We start from the raw sequence: 21,859 nt of genomic DNA on the forward strand, positions 1-21,859 counted from the left end.
CAGGAACGCAGACCGGCCGACGTCGCCCGGAACCCCCGGGGCCAAGCTGGCTTCTGCCACAGACCCATAAGGGGTTCATACATGCGATACGTAGTTGGCTACACACCCACCGACCGCGGCGCCGACGCAGTCGCACTGGCCTCGGCGATGGCCCGCGCGCAGGGCGCGCACCTTGACCTCGTCTACGTGGTGGACCGGCGCACCCCCTACGTCGCGATGAACCCGGAGGGAAGCCGTGTCAGCGCCGCGGAACAGGAAGTCCTCAGCGCGGAACGGGAGGGACTCTCGCTCATCCCCAAGGACATCGAGGGCCGGTTCCACGTCCGCCAGGCCGACTCGCACGCCGCTGGCCTCATCGACGCGGCACTGGAATACAAGGCCGGCCTGATCGTCGTGGGCGCCGCCAGTTCCGGGCTGTTCAAGCGGTACACCATTGGCAGCGCGGCCAACGCCCTGCTCCACGCCTCGCCCGTTCCGGTGGCACTGGCCCCCCGGGGCTACCACCGCACGGAGCCGATTTCGCGGCTGACGCTCGCGGTGGGCCAGCGCGCCGGCGCGGAGGCGGCGATCGACGTCGCGATCGAATCCGCGGAACGCCGCGGTGTCCCGCTGCGGCTGGTCTCCCTCGTGGAACTCGACGCCGAGGGCGACAGCGGCGAAAACATCAACGCGGCGCATGTCCACGCCAACACCGTCCTGACCGCGGCAGCCCACCGGCTCCCGGCCGGGCACCACGTCACCGTTGAAGTTGCCCACGGGCGCACGATCGAGGAAGCGATCGACGACCTCGAATGGGACGAGGGCGAGATCCTGATCGTGGGCTCTTCCCGCCTGGCGGAAAAGAACAAACTGTTCATCGGCAGCACCGCCCACAAGGTGCTCCTGGCCCTGCCGGTACCCATGGTGGTGGTCCCGCGCGACTACGTGCGGATCGACACCAGCCCGAAGGACTGACAGCGCGGGAGTGCGACGCCGGCGGGGGCGGCCGCCGCCGGCGGCCACCCGGGCCGCCCCCGGGCCGCCGGGGCGCCGGGGCGAGTCTCAGGCGGCCGCGCGGGCCAGCTTCCGGGTCACGGAGTTCTTCCTCGTGACCAGGAGCATGTCCACGGTGAGCACCAGCAGCGCCAGCCAGACGACGCCGAAGCCGATCCAGCGGTCGGTCGTCATGGGTTCGTGGAACACAGCCAGCGCCACGATGAACTGCAGCACGGGGGCGAAGTACTGCAGCAGGCCGATCATGGTCATCGGCAGGCGCCGGGCGGAGGCGCCAAAGAACAGCAACGGCACGGCGGTGATGATGCCCGACGCCGCGAGGAGCCAGAAGTGCGCGGGACCGTTGGCCGCCAGGGTTGCGGCGCCGGTAAGCGCCAGGACGGTCATCGCGGCGGCGGCGACCGGCGCCAGCACCATCGTCTCGACCGTGAGGCTGGTGATCGAGTCAGCGCGCGGGCCGACGCGCTTCTTGACGAAGCCGTAGAGGCCGAAGCTCAGCGCCAGGGTCAAGGCAATCCACGGCGGTTTGCCGTAGGAAACCGTCAGGACGCCCACGGCGATGAAACCGATGACGACGGCGGCCCACTGCAGCGGCCGCAGTTTCTCCTTCAGCACCACCACGCCCAGCAGGACCGAGACGAGCGGGTTGATGAAGTAGCCCAGCGAGGCTTCGACGGCCTGTCCGGTGGTCACGCCGTACACATAGACCAGCCAGTTCACCGCGATCAGGACCGCGGCGATGATCAGCGGGAGGATCAGTGTCCGGGTCCGGAAGGCGGCGCCCAGGACGCGCCAGGAGCGGGTGACGGTGATCAGCAGGGTGCAGAACAGCAGGGACCACAGCACCCGGTTGGCCACAATTTCCACCGCTCCGGCTGGCTGCAGCATAAAGAAGTAGAGCGGCATCAGCCCCCACAGGCCGTAAGCGCCGATCCCGAAGATGATTCCCGCCGTCGTGTCCGTGTCCACTGCCTTGAGGGCGGCCGGCGGACGCTGCGACGGGCCGCCGGGGGCGGCAGCGCCCGGAGTGCTCAGCGCGGCAGGGGAGGGGGAGCGTTCGGGGGTAGGCACAAAATCCATAACACCACCTCCGGGACCCCTATTCCTGTCTTTCGGTTCCAATGCCCCCGGCGCCGGGCACCGATCCCTGCGATGTCGGTCACGGGGTCGCCCTTTCATCAGCGCGGACATTTAGAATAGGGGATTGTGCGCTGCATGAACTGGCGCTGTCGCTAAGACTCAGAAGGGTTCCCGGTGTCCAACTCGGCCGAAACCACGTCCAAACGTCCGCTCCGCGTTGCGATCGTCGGCGCCGGACCGGCCGGCGTCTACGCCGCGGACATCCTGACCAAGTCCAATGAAGTCAAGGGCGGCGACTTCGAGGTCAGCATCGACCTCTTCGAGGCGTACCCGGCCCCGTACGGCCTGATCCGCTACGGCGTCGCCCCGGACCACCCCCGGATCAAGGGGATCGTCAACGCGCTGCACAAGGTCCTGGACCGCGGCGACATCCGCTTCCTCGGCAACGTCACCTACGGCCGCGACCTGACCCTGCACGACTTCCGTGCCTTCTACGACGCGGTGATCTTCTCCACCGGCGCCATCAAGGACGCGGACCTGGAGATTCCCGGCGTCGGGCTCGAGGGCTCCTTCGGCGGGGCCGACTTCGTCTCCTGGTACGACGGGCACCCCGACGTTCCGCGGGACTGGCCGCTGGAGGCCAAGGAGATCGCGGTGATCGGCAACGGCAACGTGGCCCTCGATGTGGCGCGGATGCTGGTCAAGCACGCCGATGATCTGCTGGTCACGGAGATCCCGGACAACGTCTACCAGGCGCTCAAGAAGTCCCCGGTCACGGACGTGCACGTCTTCGGCCGCCGCGGGCCGGCCCAGGTCAAGTTCACGCCGCTGGAACTGCGTGAACTCTCGCACGCCCGGGACGTCGACATCGTCCTGTACCCGGAGGACTTCGAGTTCGACGAGGCCTCGGACGAAGCGATCCGCAGCAACAACCAGATCCGCACCATGGTCAACACCCTGACCAACTGGCTCGTCGAGGAACACGCCGAGGCCGAGGAGCCGTCCTCCCGGCGCCTGCACCTGCACTTCCTGCACAGCCCGGTGGAGATCCACGACGACGCCGCGCACCCGGGCAAGGTCACCGGCATCAAGTTCGAGCGCATGCAGCTGGACGGCACCGGCAACGTCAAGGGCACGGGGGAGTACCTCGACTACCCGGTCCAGGCCGTCTACCGTGCGATCGGCTACCACGGCTCGCCGCTGGACGAACTCGAATACGACGCCCGCCGCGGTGTCATCCCCAACGAGGGCGGCCGGGTGCTCGATGCCGAGGGAAATCCCGTCCCGGGCATCTACGCCACCGGCTGGATCAAGCGCGGACCCGTGGGCCTGATCGGGCACACCAAGGGCGACGCGCTGGAAACGATCGGCTTCCTGCTCGAGGACCGGCTGAACCTCCCGCCGGCGCAGAACCCGGACCCGCAGGCGATCATCGACCTCCTCGAGGAACGCGGCGTCGAATACACCACCTGGGAAGGCTGGAACAAGCTCGACGCCCGCGAACTGGCCCTTGGCGCGGAGTGGTCCGCTTCCGGGGACGCCAACGGCGTCGTGCGCGAACGCGTCAAGGTGGTCCCCCGCGAGGACATGGTGCAGATCTCCCGCGGCTGAGTGCTGTTGCGCGGCGCGGAATTCCTGGCGACGCGCAAAAACGCGGGCGCGCCGGCATTCCGGCGTCGGCAGCGCCTTGGCGCAGCGCGGAGCCCCTGACGCAGCGCAGGGCAGTTGGCGCAGCGCGGAACCCGTTGCCGGCCCCGCGCCCGGGGCGGCGCAGTCCGCTCGGGAGGACGACGACGGCCTGTCCCCGTCCCGCTGGCAGACGTAGAATTCTGTTGGGCAGCGGGGCTGCGGAGCGCTGGCGGGTGCCACGGAGTGTGCCCCGGCCCGGAGGGCATGGTGGACGAGGAACTCCGCTGGATGGACGCCACGGAACAGGCCGATCTGGTCCGCTCCGGACAAGTCAGCGCCGCCGAACTCCTCTCCGAGGCCCGTGAGCGACTCAGCCGCCTCAACCCGGCGCTGAGCGCCGTCATCGTGGAGCTGGATCCCGGCCGCGGAGACCCGCACGACGGCGGCCCGGGCAGCGCCCCCGATGCCCCCTTCGCGGGCGTGCCCTTCCTGGTGAAGGACCTCGCGCTGGAGATCGCCGGGACCCCGTTCAGCGAAGGATCCCGCTGGCTGGCCGGAAACGTCTCGGGCCACGACCAGGAGCTGGCCCGCCGCTTCCGCCGGGCCGGACTGGCCGTGATGGGAAAGGCCAACACCTCCGAATTTGGCCTGAGCCCGCACTGCGAACCGGCGCTGCACGGCGCCACCCGCAACCCCTGGAACCTGGCGCTGTCGACGAGCGGCTCGAGCGGCGCCTCGGCGGCGGCGGTTGCTGCCGGGATCGTGCCGATGGCCCACGGCAACGACCTCGGCGGCTCGCTGCGCTATCCGGCGGCGTGGTGCGGGGTGTTCGGCCTCAAACCCTCCCGCGGCAGGGTCCCGCTGGGCCCGGAATACGGCGACGTCGTCGGCGGTCTCGCGGCGGAACATGCCCTGACCCGCACGGTGCGGGACTCGGCCGCGCTGCTCGACGCTGTGGCCGGACCGGCACCCGGGGACCCCTACTGGGCGCCGCCGCAGGAACGGCCGTACCTGGCCGAGGTCCGGACACCGCCTGGGAGGCTGCGGATCGCCGCGACCGCGACCCCGCACGGCGGCCAGACCGTCCATCCCGACTACCTGCAGGCGTTCGAGGACACCGTGAAGCTGCTGGAGTCCCTGGGCCACACCGTGGAGGAAGGGCAACCAGCGTCTTTAGGCCGGGCCGGGCATCGCGCTATGAGGGCGGTCTACGGCGGCGGCGCCGCGTGGATCGAGGCCTACTGGACCCGGCGGCTGGGCCGCGGTCCGCAGCCAGGTGAGCTGGAACCCTACACCGAGGTGCTGTTCGAGCGCGGGCGGAAGGTCACGGCGGGTGAGTACCTGCAGGGTGTGGAGGAGCTGCAGCGGTTCACCCGGCGGGTGGCGGCCTTTTTCCAGGATTTTGACCTGTGGCTGACGCCCACGGTCGGCTGGCCACCGCTGCCACTGGGGGCACTCACGGCGACCGCGGAAGATCCGCTCCGCGGTGAACGCGAAGCCGGGCGCTTCCTGATGTTCAACGGCGAGCACGCCAACGTCACCGGGAACCCGGCGATGTCCGTTCCGCTGGCCACTGATTCCGCCGGGCTGCCCGTCGGGTTCTCCTTCCTGGCCGCCTACGGCGGGGAAGCCACGCTGTTCCGACTGGCCGGCCAGCTCGAACAGGCACGGCCGTGGGCCGGCCGGAGGCCGATCGTCCCGGGGGCTGAAACCACCGCGGGCAGACCCGTGGGCTGACCCCGCGCCACACGACCACCGCGGGCTGACCCCGCGCCACAAGACCACCGCGGGCTGACCCGGCGCCACGAACCCACCACGAATTAAGGAGAGCTCCGATGTACCTCGGAATGTACAGCTTCCGCGGCGACCCGGCCGAACTGCTCGCAGCCCATGACCGGCTGCTGGAGATGCTGCCCGCCGGCCAGCTCGAGCTGCACCTGTGCGTGCAGACCCCGGAGGGGATCATCGTCCTGGACAGCTGTCCCAGCCGGGACGTCTTCGACAGGTTCAGCAGCGGCCGGGAATTCCGGGGACTCGTGGCCGCCGCCGGGCTGCCCGAGCCGGAAGCCCGTGCGCTGGGCGAGGTCCGGGGCTACGTGCTGCCGGGCGGCGTGGTGGCTCCCTGAGCAGGGCATTTCCAAACTCCCCGGACGGAACTACACTTGACCGGACATGGCTGCCTCCGGCACGCCGTCGTGCCCGTCCGGTGGGAGTTCAATGAGGAATCTGATCCATCCGGCAGCCCGGTTCCCGCCCGCAGGCGGCACCCCCGCCGAGCTGCGCCAGCAGTACGCCAGCGCCGGACACGAGCAGCTGGACTCGCGGGGGCTCGTGTTCCCGGCCGATCTGCAGCTGCCCGGCCTCAGCAGCCTGATCCAGGAGTCGTGGCGGCGCTCGGCCCAGCTGCAGGCCAACCCGGACAACCCCGAAGCCCCGCTGGCGATGGACACCGAAGAGCTCGAAGAGTACCGGCGCCAGCACCCGCTGGCCGCCATCATGCCGGTCATCCACAAGCTCCTGGTCCTGCCCAGCCACGACAGCGGCATGCTGGTCGCCGTAGGGGACGAAGTGGGCCGGCTGCTCTGGGTCGAGGGCGATGCCGAGATGCGCCGCCGGGCCGAAGGCATGATGTTTGTCCCCGGGGCAGACTGGTCCGAGGCCACAGTGGGTACCAGTGCGCCCGGCACCGCCCTGGCACTGGGCCGCGGCATCCAGATCTCCGGCGCCGAACACTACAAGCGCTCCGTCCACCCCTGGAGCTGCACGGCCGTGCCCTTCCACGACCCGGATTCCGGTGCCCTGCTCGGCGTCGTCGACATCACCGGCACCGAGTCCGCCGTCGCCCCGCACACCCTGTCACTGGTCGAGGCCACCGTGGCCGCCGCCCAGGCACACCTGCGGGTGGAGCGGCTCCAGCTCGCGGCCGCCAAGCAGTCCTCGCCGGCCCGACGCCGGGGCCCCGCCTCCGCCGCGGCGGCCCGGGACAGCGACGGCGCGGCCGGCAGCCTGTACCGCAACAGCCTCCAGCTCCTCGGCCGGGACCAGGCGCTGCTGAGCATCGACGGCCGCACCCTGGCCCTGTCCGCCCGGCACAGCGAAATCCTGGCCCTGCTCAGCACCCACCCGGAAGGTCTCAGCGCCGAGGAACTCTGCGCCCTCCTCTACGAGGGCGACGCGTCCACCATGACGCTGCGGGCCGAGATGGTCCGCCTGCGCAAGGTCCTCCAGCAGCTCAACCCGGCTGCTGTTCCCCAGTCACGCCCTTACCGGCTGCCGCTGGACCTGGTGCCGGATTCCGGCCAGGTCCTGAGCTGCCTGCAGCGCGGCGCTCACCGGATCGCCCTGGAGATCTACCGCGGTGCCGTCCTGCCCCGCTCCGAGGCCCCCGGCATCGCCGAGCTGCGGACCCGCGTCTCCTCCCTGCTCCGCGAGGCGGTGCTGACCGACGGCAGCGCCGAGTCGCTCCTGCGGTACGCCGAGCTTCCCGAGGCCAGGGACGACGTCGAGGTCCGGACCGCCGCGCTGAAACTGCTGCCGCCCCGCTCGCCAAAGCGGGCCGCCCTCGTCGCCGATCTGGAACGGCTCGAGACCGAACTCAGCGCCTGACCCGCCAGATCCCGCCGGAGTGACCCGGGTCACTCCGGTTGCAACCTGGCTGCAACCTCCCCGCTCCTAGGCTGAACGCATTGGAGGCGCCAACAACTGGCCGCCACCGTCTTGCACAGCAAAGGAGCTGCAATGACTGTCTACGCACAGCCCGGTACCGAGGGCTCGAAAGTCACCTTCAAGGACCGCTACGAGAACTGGATCGGCGGCGAGTGGGTCGCTCCGGTCAAGGGCCAGTACTTCGAGAACATCACGCCCGTCACCGGGAAGGCCTTCTGTGAGGTCGCCCGCGGCACCGCCGAGGACATTGAGCTGGCGCTGGACGCCGCCCACAAGGTTGCCCCCTCCTGGGGCAAGACCTCCGTCGCCGAGCGCGCCGCCATCCTGAACAAGATCGCCGACCGCATTGACGAGAACCTCGAGATGCTCGCCGTCGCCGAGTCCTGGGACAACGGCAAGCCGATCCGCGAGACCCTCAACGCGGACATCCCGCTCGCCGCCGACCACTTCCGCTACTTCGCCTCCGCGGTCCGCGCCCAGGAAGGCCGGCTGTCCCAGCTCGACGAGGACACCACCGCCTACCACTACCACGAGCCGCTCGGCGTCGTCGGCCAGATCATCCCCTGGAACTTCCCGATCCTGATGGCCGTCTGGAAGCTCGCCCCGGCGCTCGCCGCCGGCAACGCCGTCGTCCTCAAGCCGGCCGAGCAGACCCCGTCCTCGATCCTGGTCCTGATGGAACTCATCGGCGACCTGCTGCCGGCCGGCGTCCTGAACGTGGTGAACGGCTTCGGCGTCGAAGCCGGCAAGCCGCTGGCCTCCAGCCCCCGGATCCGCAAGATCGCGTTCACCGGCGAAACCTCCACCGGCCGCCTGATCAGCCAGTACGCCAGCCAGAACCTGATCCCGGTCACGCTGGAACTGGGCGGCAAGAGCCCCAACATCTTCTTCAACGACGTCGCCGACACCAACGACGCGTTCTACGACAAGGCACAGGAAGGCTTCACGCTCTTCGCCTTCAACCAGGGCGAAGTCTGCACCTGCCCCTCCCGCGCCCTGGTCCAGGAGGACATCTACGATTCCTTCATGGCCGACGCCGTGGCCCGGGTAGAGAAGATCATCCAGGGCAACCCGCTGGACACCGAAACCCAGCTGGGCGCCCAGGCCTCCAACGACCAGCTGGAAAAAATCCTCTCCTACATCGACATCGGCAAGCAGGAGGGCGCCAAGATCCTCACCGGCGGCGCCCGCGCCGAAATGCCCGGGGACCTGGCCGGCGGCTACTACATGCAGCCGACCATCTTCGAAGGCCACAACAAGATGCGGATCTTCCAGGAGGAAATCTTCGGCCCGGTGGTGTCCGTGACCCGCTTCAGCGACTACAACGACGCGATGGGCATCGCCAACGACACCCTCTACGGCCTCGGCGCCGGCGTCTGGTCCCGTAACGGCAACGTCGCCTACCGCGCCGGCCGCGAGATCCAGGCCGGCCGCGTGTGGGTGAACAACTACCACGCCTACCCGGCGGGCGCTGCGTTCGGCGGCTACAAGTCCTCCGGCATCGGCCGCGAGAACCACGCGATGATGCTGGACCACTACCAGCAGACCAAGAACCTCCTGGTCAGCTACAACGAGAACAAGCTCGGCTTCTTCTAAGCCGCACCAAACCCGGGCGGGGCGGATCGGAAAGGATCCGCCCCGCCCGCACCACGTGTGCACCCACGCGGAAGGACGCCGTGCACACGCCTTTTTAGCTGCACCCATGTTTGATGACGCAAGGATTTCGCTATGACGACGACAACGACGACGACGACTATGCAAGCCGCGGTAGTAACCGAATTCGGCAAGGACCTCCAGATCCAGACCCTCCCCGTTCCCGTACCGGGCCGCGGCCAGGCTCTCGTCAAGGTCATGACCACCGGCGTCTGCCACACCGACCTCCACGCCGCGGAAGGCGACTGGCCGGTCAAGCCGACCCCGCCGTTCATCCCCGGCCACGAAGGCGTCGGCGAGGTGGTTGCCCTCGGCGAGGGCGTCACCGACCTGGCCGTCGGGGACCTCGTCGGCAACGCCTGGCTCTGGTCCGCCTGCGGCGATTGCCAGTACTGCCGCACCGGCTGGGAAACCCTGTGCGAGGCGCAGCAGAACGCCGGCTACAGCGTTGACGGCTCCTTCGGCGAGTACATGCTGGTGGACACGCGCTTCGCCGCACGGATCCCGGCCGGCTCGGACCCCGTCGAGGTGGCCCCGGTGCTGTGCGCAGGTGTGACCGTGTACAAGGGGCTCAAGATGACCGAGGCCCGGCCCGGCCAGTGGGTCACGATCTCGGGCATCGGCGGCCTCGGCCACATCGCCGTCCAGTACGCGGTGGCCATGGGCCTCCGGGTTGCTGCGGTGGACATCGCCGACGACAAGCTCGCCCTCGCCAAGAAGCACGGTGCGGAACTGACCGTCAATGCCCTGCACGAAGATCCCGCCGAAGTCATCCAGCGCGAAACCGGAGGTTGCCATGGAGTCCTGGTCACTGCAGTGCACCCGTCAGCGTTCGGCCAGGCGATCGGGATGGCCCGCCGCGGCGGAACGATTGTGTTCAACGGCCTGCCGCCGGGTGATTTCCCGGCGCCGATCTTCGAGATTGTGCTCAAGGGCCTGACCGTCCGCGGCTCCATCGTGGGAACCCGGCAGGACCTGGCCGAGGCGCTGGAATTCTACGCCGAGGGCAAGATCCACCCGACGGTCTCCACCCGGGAGCTGTCCGACGTGAATGCCGTCCTCGATGAAATGAAGCACGCCAAGATCGACGGCCGCGTGGTCATCAAGTACTGATGGTCAACAGGTACTGATGCAGAAAGGACTCTGATGCCACCGACCAAGCTCGACGCCGCCGTGACCGTTCCCGGGGAGGACTTCTCCCGGGTGGCGCTCACCGAGGAAGCGGTGGAACTGCTGCGCAAGCTGTGGCTCCAGCATGGACCGCTGATGTTCCACCAGTCCGGCGGCTGCTGCGACGGCTCCTCGCCGATGTGCTATCCGGCCGGGGAGTTCATCACCGGCGACTCGGATGTGCTGCTGGGCCTCTTCGACATTTCCGACGGGCTGCAGCCGCAGCCGATTGAGTTCTGGATGTCGAAGGAGCAGTTCAACTACTGGAGCCATACCCACCTGACCGTGGACGTGGTGCCGGGCCGGGGGAGCGGCTTCTCGGTCGAGGCGCCGGAAGGCAAACGGTTCCTGATCCGGTCCACACTGATGGACTGGCCGGTCTGAACCGGAGCTCGTGAGACGGGCGGGCCGTGCGGGGAAACCTGCGCGGCCCGCCTTTTGCGTCTCAGCATGTGGGACAAATCTGGCCGTCCAGTGGATGGACACTACTATGGATAGGTCTGTTTCCAACCAGCTAGCGAGATTTTGGATTTTCCTATGAACCTATTCCGGACCAAATCAATCGAGCAGTCCATGTCGGACGCCGAGGAACCCGGACGGAAGCTGAAGCGCTCGCTCAGCTCCTGGGACCTGATGATCATGGGCGTCGCCGTTGCTGTCGGCGCCGGCATCTTCTCGGTCGGGGCCAAGGCTGCAGCAAACTTCGCCGGCCCGGCCGTCACCCTTTCGTTCGCCATTGCCGCCGTCACCTGTGCGCTGGCGATCATGTGCTACGCCGAGTTCGCCACCGCGATCCCCGTCGCCGGGTCCGCCTATGTCTTCACCTACGCCACCATGGGCGAGCTGCTGGCCTGGATCATCGGCTGGAACCTCATCCTCGAGCTGTTCACCGCCGGTGCGGTGATCGCCAAGTACTGGGGCATCTACCTCAGCAAGGTGTTTGCGCTGATGGGCGTGGACATTCCGCCGTCGATCTCCCTAGGCGGGGTGGACCTCTACTGGGGCGCCTTCCTGATCGTCGCCGTCTTCACCGTGCTGCTGGTGCTGGGGACGAAGCTGTCCGCCCGCGTCGGCAACGTCTTCACGCTGATCAAGATCGCCGTCGTCCTCTTTGTGATCGTGGTGGGCTTCAGCTACGTGAAGTTCGAGAACTACGCCCCGTTCGTGCCCACCTCCCAGCCGACCGGCGGCACCGGTGCCGCCGACGTCATGAAGCAGTCCTTCTTCGGTTTCCTCACCGGCGCTGCACCGGCGCAGTACGGCACCCTGGGCATCTTCGCCGGCGCCGCCCTGGTGTTCTTTGCCTTCATCGGCTTTGACGTGGTGGCCACCTCGGCCGAGGAGGTCAAGAACCCGCAGAAGACCCTGCCCCGCGGCATCTTCGGCGGCCTCGCCGTCGTCACTGTGCTCTACATCCTGGTTTCCCTGGCGCTGACCGGCATGGTGTCCTACACCAAGCTGGCCGAGGCCAAGAACCCCACCCTCACCACCGCCTTTGAGGCCGTGGGCAACACCGACGCCGCCAAGGTCATCGCGTTCGGCTCCCTCGTGGGCCTGACCACCGTGATCATGGTGCTGCTGATGGGCCTCTCCCGCGTGGTGCTGGCCATGAGCCGCGATGGGCTGCTGCCGCGCTCGCTGTCCAAGACGAGCACCATCCGCGCGACGCCGGTCCGGCTGCAGATCATCTGCGGCGCCGCCGTGGCGGTTGTCGCCGGGCTCACCAAGGTGGACCTGCTGGAGGAAATGATCAACATCGGCACGCTGTCCGCCTTCGTGACGGTGAGCATCGGCGTGCTGGTGCTGCGCAAGAAGCGCCCGGACCTGAAGCCCGCCTTCCGGGTGCCGTTCGGCAAGGTGCTCCCGATCATCTCGGCCGTCCTGTGCCTGTACCTCATGACCAACCTGGCCGTGGAGACCTGGATCTTCTTCGCCGGCTGGCTCGTGATCGGCATCATCATCTACTTCTCCTACGGCCAGCGCCACTCCCGGCTGAACGAGAAGTTCGCCGCGGCCAGGGCCTCCGTCAACGGCCCCGCCGAGGCCGACGCCCAGGACGAGTCTGACGTCGAGGACAACAAGGTTGAGGTCGAGGGGAATGCAGCAGTGACGGAAGCTGAATCCGCGCAGAACGAGGGTACCCTCACCCGGTACTGACCGCAGGATCACTCATGGCGGCGTGCGCCCCGGGGTTTCCCTCGGTCGTCGAACCGCGGACGATTACGTAGTGTTTGAAGATCACGCAGACGCCCGGCTGGGATATCCCAGCCGGGCGTCTTGCGTTGTCGGGCGGGCGACGTGTTCGAGTTCTTGGACGTAGAAGGGCAGGCCCTTGCCTTTGGAGACCGCCCGGGTGGGTCGGCGGCCTGGCGGGTGGGCCAAGGCTGCATAGGGCACTTGATCGGCGCCTCGATGCCATTCATCGGCTATCCATCATTCCTGTTGTCACCGTCGTCAGCTGGCGGACCGCACTTTACCGCCGGACCGCACTTTACCGCCGGACCGGCATCGCATCGGCCGAATGGCAAAGCACATCCCACGTCCGAAAAGAGGCCACACCCTTTCGTAATAATCGCCATGTGGACGGACACATAGTCGTCCCCGGAGTGCTCACAATTGCGATTATTACGGATGAATTGGTGCCATGCGTCCTGGACTCACAGCAATGTGTGCGGAATGCTTGGCGTTTCCAGCGGCCGAGTAGACCGCCATTTCCAGCTGCTGTGTGGTCGCCAATCAAACATAAAGAAACGTCGGTAGCCGAAAACTTCCCCGCCTCGGAAGATACCCCCCCGACCGAATTCCCGGGCCGACGCATGAGCAGTCTTTTCTGTGTATACAATACGATCATCTGCCGTGGGGCAGGGGAACTGCGCCGGCTAATGTCCGTCGCATGCACATTTTGGGGGATTGGTCATGCGCGCGCGCAAATTTAACTTTAGGCGAAACGTCGCTTTAGTGGTCTCGGTATTTACCGCATTAATGATCGGGGGCGTTGTTCCCGCGCAGGCGGCCGGGACAACGACGAGTATCAGTGGCACCGTCACTGTGCCCGCGGGCGTTACGGCCAGCAATGTCACCGTGCAGGCTGCCATGAACGGCGCGTACGACGTGCGGGGGTCCGTCAATCTCAACCCGGACGGGTCGTACCAGCTCTCCGGCCTGGCTGCCGGGTCGTACAAATTGGAATTTGGCGGTAACAGCGGTGCCCTGGGCCAGTGGTACAACAATGCCTCCTCGTTCAGCACGGCGGCCGCTCTCACGCTGACCGCAGGGCAGGATCTGGCCGGCATCGACGCCACCCTGGTCAAGGGCGCCACGATCAGCGGCACCGTCACGGCACCCGCCGGGGTGAATCTGACCTCCACGTTCGTTTACGCCAATGGGGTCAACAACGGCGCGTACGCCCAGGTGGCCTCAGACGGGACCTACCGCTTGGTTGGACTTGCTGCCGGGTCCTACAAACTCGACTTCTCCGGCTCCAACAGCGGTGCCGTGGAGCAGTGGTACAACAACGCCTCGTCGGCTAGCACGGCAACCGCAGTCACCGTGACTGCCGGCCAGGACCTGGCTGGCATCGACGCCACCCTGGTCAAGGGCGCCACGATCAGCGGCACCGTCACGGCCCCGGCCGGCGTGAATCTCAGCTCCACTTCCGTTCGTGCCTATGCAGGGTCCAGCCTGACCAGTTCCTCTGTGAGCGCCAGCGTCGGCCCCGATGGCACCTATAAAATCCTCGGTCTTCCGGCGGGCTCCTACACCCTGGATTTCTCCGGCTACAACAGCGGAGCCCTGGACCAGTGGTACAAAAACGCCACTTCCCAAAACACTGCCACCGCCGTGACCGTGACAGCCGGCCAGGATCTGGCCGGCATCGACGCCACCCTGGTCAAGGGCGCCACGATCAGCGGCACCGTCACGGCCCCGGCCGGCGTGAACCTCACCTCCACTTCCGTTCGTGCCTATGCCGGGTCCGGCCAGTCGGGTCCCTCTGTGGGCGCGAGCGTCGGCCCCGACGGCGCCTACAACATCACCGGCCTTCCGGCGGGCTCCTACACCCTGGATTTCTCCGGCTACAACAGCGGAGCCCTGGACCAGTGGTACAACAACGCCACCTCCCAGGCCACTGCCACCGCCGTGACCGTAACTGCCGGCCAGGACCTGGCCGGCATCAACGCGACCCTGGTCAAGGGCGCCACGATCAGCGGCACCGTCACGGCCCCGGCCGGCGTGAACCTCACCTCCACCTCCGTTCGTGCCTATGCCGGGTCCAGCCAGTCTGGTCCCTCTGTGAGCGCCAGCGTGGGCCCCGACGGCACCTACAAAATCACCGGCCTTCCGGCTGGCTCGTACACCCTGGATTTCTCCGGCTACAACAGCGGAGCCCTGGACCAGTGGTACAACAACGCCACCTCCCAGGCCACTGCCACCGCCGTGACTGTGACCACCGGCCAGGATCTGGCCGGTATTAACGCGACCCTGGTCAAGGGCGCCACGATCAGCGGGACGGTCACGGCCCCTGCCGGAGTCGACCTGTCCGCGACCTCCGTCAGTGTCTATTCGGCTGACTCGACATCGCGTTACGGTGGCAGCGCCCGGGTGGCCGCGGACGGCACGTACCGGATCGTTGGCCTGGCTGCGGGGTCCTACAAACTGGATTTCTCCGGCTATAACAGCGGAGCCGTGGACCAGTGGTACAACAACGCAGCCTCAATGACCACGGCCACCGCCGTGACCGTCACGGCCGGGCAGGATCTTGCCGGTATCAACGCCGCCCTGGCCAAGGGCGCCACGATCAGCGGCACCGTCACGGCCCCTGCCGGAGTCGACCTGACCTCGACCAGCGTCAATGTCTCGACGACTGACTCGACATCTCGTTACGTTGTCGGCACCCGGGTGGCCGCGGATGGCTCCTACCAGATCGTTGGGCTGGCTGCGGGGTCTTACAAGCTGAACTTCTCCAGCATGGGCAGCGGGGCGCTGGAGCAGTGGTACGACAATGCCACCTCAGTGACCACGGCCACTGCCGTGACCGTCACGGCAGGGCAGGATCTGGCCGGTATCAACGCCACCCTAGTCAAGGGCGCCACGATCAGCGGCACGGTCACGGCCCCTGCCGGAGTCGACCTGACCGCCACATCGGTCAGTGTCTATTCCGCTGACTCGACATCGCGTTACAGTGGCGGGGCCCGGGTGGCTGCGGATGGGACCTACCGGATCATTGGCCTGCCTGCCGGGTCCTACAAGCTGGATTTTGCGGGCTACCGAGGAAGTGGGGCCCTGGAGCAGTGGTACAACAATGCCGCTACCGCGGCCGCTGCAACCGCTGTAACGGTCGCTGCCGGGCAGGATCTGTCCGGTATCAACGCTGCACTGGTCAAGGGCGCCACGATCAGCGGGACGGTCACGGCCCCTGCTGGGGTGAGCCTGGCCTCGGCCACAGTGGCTGCATATACGGCGGATTCCCAGGCAACGTATGCCGGGTCGAGTGCGGTAGCCGCGGACGGGACGTACCGGATCATCGGGCTGCCAGCCGGGTCGTACAAGCTGGACTTCCCCGGATCCGCCAGTGGCGCCCAGGACCAGTGGTACAACAATGCCGGTACCGCCGCCACGGCAACGGCTGTGACGGTCACCAACGGGCAGGATCTGGCCGGTATCAACGCCACCCTGGTCAAGGGCGCCACGATCAGCGGCACCGTCACGGCCCCGGCAGGCGTCGACATCACCTTCACATATGTCAACGCTTACACCGCGGATGCCTCGAGCAGGTTGCTGAGCGGGGCGCAAATCGCTTCCGACGGGACCTACCAGTTCATCGGGCTGACCGCCGGGTCCTACAAGTTGCAGTTCGCCGGCTACAACAGCGGAGCGCAGGACCAGTGGTACACCAACGCGGCCACCGCGGCCTCAGCCACTCCCGTGGCGGTGACCACCGGGCAGAGTCTCCCGGGCATCAACTTCACCCTGGTCAAGGGGGCCACAATCGCCGGTACGGTGACCGTGCCGACCGAGACCGGTACACAGTACCCGCTTGATGTGCTCGATGCCGCGGGTGCCGTCGTGAAGCAGGGTTACCCGGATTCGTCCGGTGCGTACAGTGTCGTCGGACTGGCGTCGGGCTCGTATAAGGTGGCCTTCAATAGGGCCAGCGGATTCTCCCTGGCGGAGGCTCAGTTCTACCAGAACAAGCCCGAATCCGCCGGACTCGGTGCGGCGACTTCGGTTGCCGTCAGCACCGGACAAAGCGTTTCAAACATCGACGCGGCCCTCACCGCCGGCGGAAGCATCAGCGGAACAGTCACGGACGCAGCAGGGAAACCCCTGGGCGGGGCGATGCTTCATGCCTACACCACGGACGGGTCCCTCGTTACCCGTTCCACGTACACCGACGCCCAGGGAAGCTACAAAGTCACCGGCCTGAGCACCGGACAATACCTGATCAAGGTCACCCCATACCCCCAGCCCTTGCTCGGGGACCTGTATTCGGGGGGCGTCACGACCGAGGCGTCGGCCGTACCCATCAGCGCAGCCGTCGGCAAGGATACAGCCATCGGTACGCTGTCCTATTCGTCAAGCCCGGCGCCGGTGTCTGCTCCGAAGGCGAGCGTGACGGTGGACGCGAATGTCGCGGGGAGCGCCACCGTGAGTATGGACAACACTGGCTCGACCGTTGCATCGGACTATCAGATCATCGTCAACGGAGACCTGACGCGTGCGAAGGAAACGGTAGCAGCAAGCCAGAAACGGGACGTGGCACTGACGGGTCTTGCGCCGTCGGCCACGATCGATGTGCGGGTATACGGTAACGGATCCGGCAGCGGCACCCTTCTCGCCCACGCCAGCCTTCCGCCGGCGCCGACGCCGACCCCGACCCCGACTTCGTCGCCGACCCCGACGCCAACTCCGACTTCGTCGCCGACGCCGACGCCGACGCCGACGCCGACGCCAACTCCGACGCCAACTCCGACTTCGTCGCCGACCCCGACGCCAACTCCGACTTCGTCGCCGACCCCGACTCCGACCCCGACGCCAACTCCGACTTCGTCGCCGACCCCGACTCCGACCCCGACGCCAACTCCGACTTCGTCGCCGACCCCGACGCCAACTCCGGGTCCGGGTGCGGGTGCGCCGAAACGGTTGAATGATTTCAACGGGGACGGGAAAACTGACCTGATCGCGCGGGACGCCTCGGGGGAACTCTGGCTGTATCCGGGCACGGGGACCGGGGACTGGTTCAAGAGGATTGATCTGGGGGCCGGGTGGAATGTTATGTCCACGATTGTCAGCGCCGGGGATTTCAACGGTGACGGCAAGGCCGACGTGATCGCCCGGGATATGTCCGGGGAACTGTGGTTCTACCCGGGGACCGGGACCGGAGACTGGTCAACGCGCCACGACCTGGGGGCCGGGTGGAATGTGATGACCTCGATCGTCGCTCCGGGGGACTTCAACGGGGACGGCAGGCCGGACCTGATTGCCCGGGATTCCTCGGGTGAGCTCTGGCTGTATCCGAACAACGGGGCGGGCGACTGGTTCAAACGCGTCGACCTGGGGTCCGGGTGGAACATCATGAGCTCGATCGTCGCCCCGGGGGACTTCAACAACGACGGGAACGTGGATCTCGTGGCCCGTGACACCAGCGGTGAATTCTGGCTCTATCCCGGTAACGGCGCGAATGAGTGGTTCAAACGCGTCGATCTGGGCGCCGGCTGGAACACGATGAACGCGATCACCGCACCGGGGGACATGAACAGTGACGGACGGCCCGACGTTATCGCCCGCGACAGCACCGGCGAGCTCTGGCTGTACCCGAACAACGGGGCCGGCGACTGGTTCAAACGCATCGACCTGGGCTCGGGCTGGAACCCAATGACCGCCATCCTCTAGCCGGCAACGTCAAAACGAAGACCCCGCAGCCGCCCGGCAACTGAAGGCTGTCAAGTCCCGCGGTGGTAGAAAACCTCCGGTGGCCGGTTGGGCGGCCCGCCGTAGCAAGAGCCCGGGTGATCTGCAGGATTCTGCAGGGCACCCGGGCTCTTCTTGTCTGCGGCGGTCCGGTCCCGACTCCGCAGGCAGTCGAGCTCCGCCGCAACGAAACCGAGCCCGCCATCTCCTGCAGCTACAGATCCCTGGACGCTCCGGAAGAGCCTGCCCCGCCTGGTTCAAAGACCGTGGCACCGGATACAGCACGGGGATCAAGACGGCGGCGCTGGATCCCTTCCAGCGGCTACGCCGACGCGCGCGTAACCGCCCGAAGCCGGCGGGGCCGGCTAGGTGATCCGCTCTTTCGTGTCCGCCAGACCCTGCAGATCTGCGCCGAACTTCGACCGAGAAACTGGATTCCCGTGGACGCGAGGCTCAGCTCAGATGACCCGGCCCACATCGCCGGGCGGCATCCCACCCACCAATCGCGATCCCGCCCGGTGAAGTCGCTACTTGCGGTTCCCGCCGCCGAGCCCTTCGGCACGTGCTTGGGCAGCTGCGCTCTGTGCCGTGTCGCCCAGTCGTTGGTACATGCGCGCCAGGATTTGCCATGGCACCGGGGACGACGGGGACTGTTCCGCCGCCATTCGCAGGTCCTGGATAGCCTCGTCAGGGTGCGCGAGCCCGAAGTTTGCGACCCCTCGCTGCACATAGAGGCCCGCGGTGTACGGAGCCCGTCTGATTAGCGGGTCCAGTGTTGCTTTAGCCGTCTGGAGGTCCCCCAAGTAGATATACCCGATGGAGAGGGCCAGCCCGGCTTCCACCGAACTCGGGGTTTGGGCCAGTGACATCCGGGCCCATTCGACCGTTCGTGACGCTGCTTCGTTGTCTCCCTTGCTGGCGGCTCCGGCAAATGCCTGTGCCGCCTGCAATGCGGTGTCGCTGTCCCAGGGCCGGAGTTGGTGTGCCAAAGTGAACCGCTGCTCGGCTAGCCCAGTCTCACCTGACCTGACAGCCTCTGCGCCGCTATTCATAGGCCATTCAGCAACGGTAGCCGGCACTGCCACGGCCAGCCCGGCGGCTACTGCGACCAGCGGGGCTCTCTTTAAGGTTTTCGACATCATCGGGTCGCCAAGCCGACTTTTCAGCCTCCCCCGAAACAGCCTAGTTTTATCGGACATGGGCAGCCCAATCAGGCCGCCGCAAATGAACAGGGCCAGGCCGGTTGTGCCGGGAGAGGTGAAATGGGTCAGCAGGCCGCAGCCGTAAGCAAGTACGGAAGCGAGCGCTCCGATTAGGGTCGTTTGTTGCGCCGGACTTACTGCATCATTAATCCGGGTCAGTGCGACGCGAAGGACGAGCACCGCGAGAACGCACGCGAGGATCAGCAACGGAATGCCGCCGACTACGAGCGCCTGCAACAACCAGATGTGCGGAGAATCGGGAGGAAATGCATCCCCCACCTGGACTGCCCACTGCTGGGATTCGTATTCCGGCACGCTGTCAACAAAACCGCTGGGGCCGACCCCGGTCCATAAGTGGTCCTTGGCCAGTCTCACGGCCTGTTGCCACAAAAGCCACCGGCCGGTGACCGTTTCCTCGGCCCAGAGACGGTCCCGAGCGGCCGGGACGGACAACACGAGGGCGACGACGGCGGCAGTGCCGCCGGCAACGGCCAACGATTGCCGCCGGGTTGGCCGCGTCCTCCGAAATGAGAGGAACCCAATAACGGCAGCCTCGACCACCAGCCCCAACAATGCTGCGCGCGAACCCGACAAGACCACCGTCAGGACGCTAGCGGCGAGCCCAATGACCAGGATCCAGTCCCGCGTGCGCCGGACCCTAAGGCCGGGAAGGGCCAGGAGCCCCGCAATCAACACTCCGACCAGGCCCTGATCGGTGGCATTTCCCAGAGTCGCCCCGGGCCGCAGGTCCGCTGCACCACCGAGCGGGCGCAAGCCGCCCGCTTCCAAGCAACTGATGATGCACAGCAGGACCGCTGCCACCGCCAGCGCCCGCTGCAGGGTGTGCCAGGCAGGCGACCGATCCCCGCCGAGGAGGCGGGCACCCAAGGCCAACAGGCCGACGTATAGGGCAAGCATCAGCGCACCCTCGTACCGTGGCCAACGGCCAAGAAAACTTGCAGCGGGATCAGCGGATGAAATCGCTGCACATCCGAGGACGGCGGCACCGGCCCACAACATCATCTTTACCGAACGCGGCAGCGCAGCGCGTGCTCCCGGAAGGACCCCTGCGCCCAGTGCAAGCAAAAGAACAACGGCCTTGACCCACGTGAAGCGGAACAGTCCCCCAGGCTGGAGGATAAGGATCGAGCCAGCAACAAGCCAGATACTGAGAACCGTGGCCACCTTCCGGAGTTGAACTTTCCGGGACTGACGATTCTTCACTCATTTCCTCACTGTGATTTGCTGACGTTTCTTATTACCGCGACGGGCCGGATGATAACCGAACTGAAGACGGCGTACCGGACCTTGGGGTTGGCATGCTTGGGTCGGTTGGAATTCCAACGTCGACGCGATAGCCATAGGTTCGCTTTTCTCCAGCAATTCCAGTGCCGGCTCGGGGGCAAAGCTGTGAAAGATCTGAGTCGCCGTTCTTGATCGTTAATAGCTTTCCATTCTGCGGCGAAATACTTGGCATCGGCCGTCGATGACTTCTCAGTCGAGTTGACCCCTCTGCAGAGGGTAGTGGGTGCTTCGATCAAGTCATTCTGCCAGCGCGATCTCTGGTCGATGAATGCGATTCCACGACGTTAGTGAACTCGGGCCATGGCGCCGGAACTCAACAATGCCTGATGGTGCCGCTGCCGCTTTCCCGTGCGCAAACGGTCAGGGACGATGCTTGAGGCCCCAAGGTTCGGACCTGGCTGAGTGTCTGGGAGAATTTCATCCCGTTTCTGGCATTCCGCCACCGTGCGACATCCCCTACACGAGCAATGCCCCCCGGGGCACCGGGCAGGAGCACTTCCGGATGCCGCATGAGGTGGCCCGGGGTAGGGCTTCGACCTGAGGATGCTGGTCTTCTTAGACAACCTCGACCGGCGCACTGCCGCCGAGGTCCCGTTCCGCTGACCCGGATCAGGGGGCGGCGAAGCGGCTGATCCAGTCGACCAGAGGCCGCAGGTCCTCCCAGCGCCGGGCCACCTCGGCCGCAGCGCCGGGGGTGGCGAGCCATCCGGGTTGGCCGACATTCACGCCCGCCGTCAGGGACTTGTGCCTGAGCAGTTCCGCACGCGGATGGTCCTTGTCGAAACCGCGCGGGACGGTTTTCAGGCGTTCGCCCTCCACGGCAAAGCCCGCCGCCTCGATGTCCTGCACGATGGACTGCACGGCCCCGCCGCTGGCAGGGGCATCGACAGCGGCGCGAAAACGCGTCAGCTGGGCGGACGTATGGGTGTGGCAGCCGCCTCCGATGAGGAGCCCGTCGGCGCTGAGCTTGATGTAGAAGCCGACACCGTCTGCGGTGGAGGCGAGGGCGCCCTGGGCAGTCTTGTACGGCGATTTGTCCAGGGAGAACCGGATGTCCCTGTTAGGCCGGAAGAGCTTGGCCGCCCCGAAGGACGGCTCCAGCTCGGCCAGCAGCAGGGTCAGCGGCCCTTTCGCCGCGGCCTCGTAGGTCGCCCGGTGTTCCAGCCACCAGTCGCGGTTGTTGTTGTGTTCAAGCTCTGCATAGAACTGGAAGGCGGCATCCGGGATGCCTGAGAATGTGTCCATGCATGGAT

The 21,859-nt window shown here is 66.8% G+C and carries 13 protein-coding genes; 10 read left to right on the forward strand and 3 right to left on the reverse strand.

Annotated features, from left to right (window positions below; all coding sequences use genetic code 11):
- Positions 1-81 precede the first annotated feature (81 nt).
- Positions 82-954 carry a universal stress protein gene (locus AC1MFL_RS13405; RefSeq protein ID WP_479810382.1) on the forward strand — a complete coding sequence of 291 codons (873 nt, stop codon included), beginning with the start codon at positions 82-84 and terminating at the stop codon, positions 952-954.
- A gap of 87 nt (positions 955-1,041) precedes the next feature.
- Here AC1MFL_RS13405 and rarD read toward each other — a convergent pair whose 3' ends face one another.
- Entirely contained in the window at positions 1,042-2,073 is a 1,032-nt protein-coding gene (gene rarD / locus AC1MFL_RS13410) for an EamA family transporter RarD (RefSeq protein ID WP_479810383.1), read from the reverse strand.
- Positions 2,074-2,247: 174 nt separating this feature from the next.
- On the opposite strand from rarD, the gene AC1MFL_RS13415 reads away from it, so the two are divergent.
- The 9 genes from AC1MFL_RS13415 (at position 2,248) to AC1MFL_RS13455 (ending at position 18,081) form a co-directional block, all read left to right on the forward strand.
- Positions 2,248-3,684, forward strand: a complete 1,437-nt coding sequence (locus AC1MFL_RS13415; RefSeq protein WP_479810384.1) for an FAD-dependent oxidoreductase — start codon at positions 2,248-2,250, stop codon at positions 3,682-3,684.
- A gap of 285 nt (positions 3,685-3,969) precedes the next feature.
- A complete protein-coding gene (locus AC1MFL_RS13420; RefSeq protein ID WP_479810385.1) occupies positions 3,970-5,439 on the forward strand; it encodes an amidase in 1,470 nt (489 codons plus the stop codon).
- Positions 5,440-5,537: 98 nt separating this feature from the next.
- Entirely contained in the window at positions 5,538-5,828 is a 291-nt protein-coding gene (locus AC1MFL_RS13425) for a hypothetical protein (RefSeq protein WP_479810386.1), read from the forward strand.
- Between the two features lie 91 nt (positions 5,829-5,919).
- Positions 5,920-7,308 carry a GAF domain-containing protein gene (locus tag AC1MFL_RS13430; protein ID WP_479810387.1) on the forward strand — a complete coding sequence of 463 codons (1,389 nt, stop codon included), beginning with the start codon at positions 5,920-5,922 and terminating at the stop codon, positions 7,306-7,308.
- A gap of 132 nt (positions 7,309-7,440) precedes the next feature.
- The gene (gene exaC, locus AC1MFL_RS13435) at positions 7,441-8,964 is read left to right on the forward strand and encodes an acetaldehyde dehydrogenase ExaC (protein ID WP_479810388.1); all 1,524 of its coding nucleotides are present in this window, start codon (positions 7,441-7,443) and stop codon (positions 8,962-8,964) included.
- A gap of 159 nt (positions 8,965-9,123) precedes the next feature.
- Complete coding sequence (gene adhP, locus AC1MFL_RS13440; protein WP_479815461.1) at positions 9,124-10,134, forward strand: alcohol dehydrogenase AdhP; 1,011 nt, start codon at positions 9,124-9,126, stop codon at positions 10,132-10,134.
- 33 nt (positions 10,135-10,167) lie between these two features.
- Positions 10,168-10,575, forward strand: a complete 408-nt coding sequence (locus AC1MFL_RS13445) for a DUF779 domain-containing protein (protein WP_479810389.1) — start codon at positions 10,168-10,170, stop codon at positions 10,573-10,575.
- A 153-nt stretch (positions 10,576-10,728) separates the two neighbouring features.
- A complete protein-coding gene (locus AC1MFL_RS13450; protein ID WP_479810390.1) occupies positions 10,729-12,348 on the forward strand; it encodes an APC family permease in 1,620 nt (539 codons plus the stop codon).
- 825 nt (positions 12,349-13,173) lie between these two features.
- Positions 13,174-18,081, forward strand: coding sequence for a carboxypeptidase regulatory-like domain-containing protein (locus tag AC1MFL_RS13455; RefSeq protein WP_479810391.1), 4,908 nt, complete (start codon positions 13,174-13,176; stop codon positions 18,079-18,081).
- Positions 18,082-18,626: 545 nt separating this feature from the next.
- On the opposite strand, the gene AC1MFL_RS13460 is transcribed toward AC1MFL_RS13455, so the two are convergent.
- Complete coding sequence (locus AC1MFL_RS13460) at positions 18,627-20,525, reverse strand: O-antigen ligase family protein (protein WP_479810392.1); 1,899 nt, start codon at positions 20,523-20,525, stop codon at positions 18,627-18,629.
- A 690-nt stretch (positions 20,526-21,215) separates the two neighbouring features.
- Complete coding sequence (locus tag AC1MFL_RS13465) at positions 21,216-21,851, reverse strand: DUF2461 domain-containing protein (protein ID WP_479810393.1); 636 nt, start codon at positions 21,849-21,851, stop codon at positions 21,216-21,218.
- Between the last annotated feature and the right edge of the window lie 8 nt (positions 21,852-21,859).

It is taken from the genome of Arthrobacter sp. BG3 (assembly GCF_056680185.1).

Excerpts from the sequence above, each read along its gene's own strand:
- AC1MFL_RS13405 (WP_479810382.1), top strand. The coding sequence starts at position 82 with ATGCGATACGTAGTTGGCTACACACCCACCGACCGCGGCGCCGACGCA.
- rarD (WP_479810383.1), bottom strand. The coding sequence starts at position 2,073 with ATGGATTTTGTGCCTACCCCCGAACGCTCCCCCTCCCCTGCCGCGCTG.
- AC1MFL_RS13425 (WP_479810386.1), top strand. The coding sequence starts at position 5,538 with ATGTACCTCGGAATGTACAGCTTCCGCGGCGACCCGGCCGAACTGCTC.
- AC1MFL_RS13430 (WP_479810387.1), top strand. The coding sequence starts at position 5,920 with ATGAGGAATCTGATCCATCCGGCAGCCCGGTTCCCGCCCGCAGGCGGC.
- exaC (WP_479810388.1), top strand. The coding sequence starts at position 7,441 with ATGACTGTCTACGCACAGCCCGGTACCGAGGGCTCGAAAGTCACCTTC.
- adhP (WP_479815461.1), top strand. The coding sequence starts at position 9,124 with ATGCAAGCCGCGGTAGTAACCGAATTCGGCAAGGACCTCCAGATCCAG.
- AC1MFL_RS13445 (WP_479810389.1), top strand. The coding sequence starts at position 10,168 with ATGCCACCGACCAAGCTCGACGCCGCCGTGACCGTTCCCGGGGAGGAC.
- AC1MFL_RS13450 (WP_479810390.1), top strand. The coding sequence starts at position 10,729 with ATGAACCTATTCCGGACCAAATCAATCGAGCAGTCCATGTCGGACGCC.
- AC1MFL_RS13455 (WP_479810391.1), top strand. The coding sequence starts at position 13,174 with ATGATCGGGGGCGTTGTTCCCGCGCAGGCGGCCGGGACAACGACGAGT.
- AC1MFL_RS13465 (WP_479810393.1), bottom strand. The coding sequence starts at position 21,851 with ATGGACACATTCTCAGGCATCCCGGATGCCGCCTTCCAGTTCTATGCA.